The organism is Pseudomonas sp. MWU16-30317 (assembly GCF_020515695.1).
In the GTDB taxonomy this organism is placed as follows: domain Bacteria; phylum Pseudomonadota; class Gammaproteobacteria; order Pseudomonadales; family Pseudomonadaceae; genus Aquipseudomonas.
In genome coordinates this window covers 1-2539 of record NZ_JAIWJA010000024.1, presented here as the reverse complement: position 1 = coordinate 2539, position 2539 = coordinate 1, and the positions used below count along the sequence as shown (strand labels likewise).

At 68.5% G+C, this 2539-nt stretch carries 1 protein-coding gene; it reads right to left on the bottom strand.

Features of this window, described 5'->3' with window-relative positions; translation table 11 throughout:
- The coding region (locus LIX93_RS29440) for a non-ribosomal peptide synthetase (protein ID WP_226507527.1) at positions 1–2539 on the bottom strand (2539 nt) is incomplete at both ends.

The window sequence follows — 2539 nt, the reverse complement described above, 5'->3', positions numbered from 1 at the left end:
CGCGCTGGGGGATGTCCGTCGCCATGAACCAGGTCTGGATCGGCGTCAGCGGCGCATCGCCGCGTACCGCTCCTTGCTCGATCGCCACCGTCGCGCCGCGCCGCGCCACCCGCGCCAGTTCAGCCACCGTCTGGTGCTCGAAGAGCTGCTTGGGGGTGATGTGCAGGCCCTGATGGCGGGCGCGGCTGACCACCTGGATCGACATGATCGAGTCGCCACCGAGCTCGAAGAAGTTGTCGTCCAGACCGACCCGCGCCAGCTTCAGCACGTCGCTCCAGATCGCCGCCAACTGCACCTCGATGTCGCTGCGTGGCGCCACGTAACCGGCCTGCAAGGCGCTTGCATCCGGCAGCGGCAAGGCCTTGCGGTCGAGCTTGCCGTTGGGTGTCAGGGGCAGCGCCGGGATCACCAGCACGTGGCTGGGCACCATGTAGTCGGGCAGCTGCGTCTTGAGCTGCTGGCGCAGTTCGGCGGCTTGCAAACCATCGCTGACCACCACGTAGCCCACCAGTTGCTTGCCGGCCGGGCCGTCCTGGGCCAGCACCACCGCTTCGCGGACCTGCGCGTGGGCCAGCAGCCGAGCCTCGACCTCACCCAGTTCGATCCGAAAACCACGCACCTTGACCTGATGATCGACCCGGCTCAGGTACTCCATCAGCCCATCGCGGCGGTAGCGCGTCTGGTCGCCGCTGCGGTACAGCCGGGCGCCCGGTGCGCCGTAGAGGTCGGGCACGAAGCGCTCGGCGGTGAGGCCCGCGCGGTCCAGATACCCCCGCGCCACGCCCTGCCCGCCCAGGTACAGCTCGCCGGCCAGGCCCTGCGGTTGCAGCTCCAGTTCGGCGTTCAGCACATAGCCGCTGCGCTGACCGACCAGCTCGCCGATCGGCGCGTAGGCCGCCCCGCAGCGGTCGCTGGCGCCAGCCTTCCAGATCAGCGGAGTGACCACGGTTTCGGTCGGGCCGTAGCCGTTGAAGATCCAGCGTGGCCGCAGCACCCGGTGGGCCAGCTCGTAGCTGGCCTGGGACACCGCTTCGCCACCAAAACAGTAGACCCGCACCGGCGGCTCGGCACCCGCGCCTTCGCGCTGCACATGCTCGGCCAACTGCTGCAGATAGATCGGCGGGAACACGCCGATGGTCACCCCGTGGCGGTGCATCTGCGCACAGGTTTCGTCCGGCAGCCAGATCCGATCGTCGCGCACCAGCACGCGCGCACCGTTGATCAACGGGTGCATCCAGCCTTCGTGGGCGCCGTCGAAGGCAAAGGACATGAAGTGCAATTCGCAATCCGCCGGGCTGGTCTCATAGCGCTCGCCAGTGGCCTGGATGTGCATCGCCAACGGCCCGTGCTCCACCGCCACACCCTTGGGCAGGCCGGTCGAGCCGGAGGTGTAGATCACGTAGGCAAGGTTGCCGGGGGCCACGTCCATGGTCGGGTTGGTGTCGCTACAGAGGGCCAGTGCTTCCAGCCGATCCACGGCCACTCCCGGCGTGCCCTGGGGCAGCGGCAAGCGGGCTAACCATCGATCTTCGCTGAGCACCAGCGCCGCGCGGCTGTCGTTCATCATGTGCAGCAGGCGCTCGGCCGGGTAGGCCACGTCCAGCGGCACGTAGGCGCCGCCGGCCTTGAGCACCGCCAAAAAGGCCACCAGGCTCTGCTCGCTGCGGCTCATGGCAATCGCCACCCGCACTTCCGGGCCCACGCCCTGGCCGATCAGCCAGTGCGCCAGCCGGTTGGCCTGGGCGTTGAGTTGCGCGTAGCTCAGCCGGCAATCGCCGGCGATCACGGCCACGGCCTGGGGCGTGCGTTGTACCTGGGCCTCGAAGAGGCGATGCACGGCAGGCATTTCCACCGGCGCACCGCTCTGGTCCCAAGCCTGCAACAACGCCTCACGCTCCTGGGCCGCCATCAACGGCAGCGTGGCCACTGCCTGGCTCGGATCGCGGCAGATCGCTTCGAGCAAGGTCAACCAGTGCGCGGCCAACCGCTCGATAGTCGCGGCGTCGAACAGGTCAGTGGCGTACAGCAGCGCCGCACTCACCTGCCCGTCGCTCTCGTAGCTGTCCAGGCTCAGGTCGAACTTGGCCACCTGCGCCTGCCCTTCGATCCGCTCGATCTGCAGCCCCGACAGCTGCTGCGCGCCGGTCTTGCTCGCGCTCTGGTGGTTGTACATCACCTGGAACAACGGGCTGTGGCTGACGCTGCGCTCGGGTTGCAGCGCCTCCACCAGCTCCTCGAAGGGCAGGTCCTGATGCGCCTGCGCCTCCAGCGCCGCCTGGCGCACCTGCATCAGTATCTGCTCGAAACGCTGGCCGCTGTCGAACTGCGCTCGCAGCACCTGGGTGTTGACGAAAAAGCCGATCAACCCCTCAGTCTCGACCCGGTTGCGGTTGGCCACCGGCACCCCGACGCGAATGTCGCGCTGGCCGCTGTAGCGGTGCAACAGGGTCTGGAACGACGCCAGCAACAGCATGAACAACGTCACCCCGCGCTCCCGCGCCAGGCCCTGCAGCGCCTGGCTCAGCGCCGGGCTGAGCGG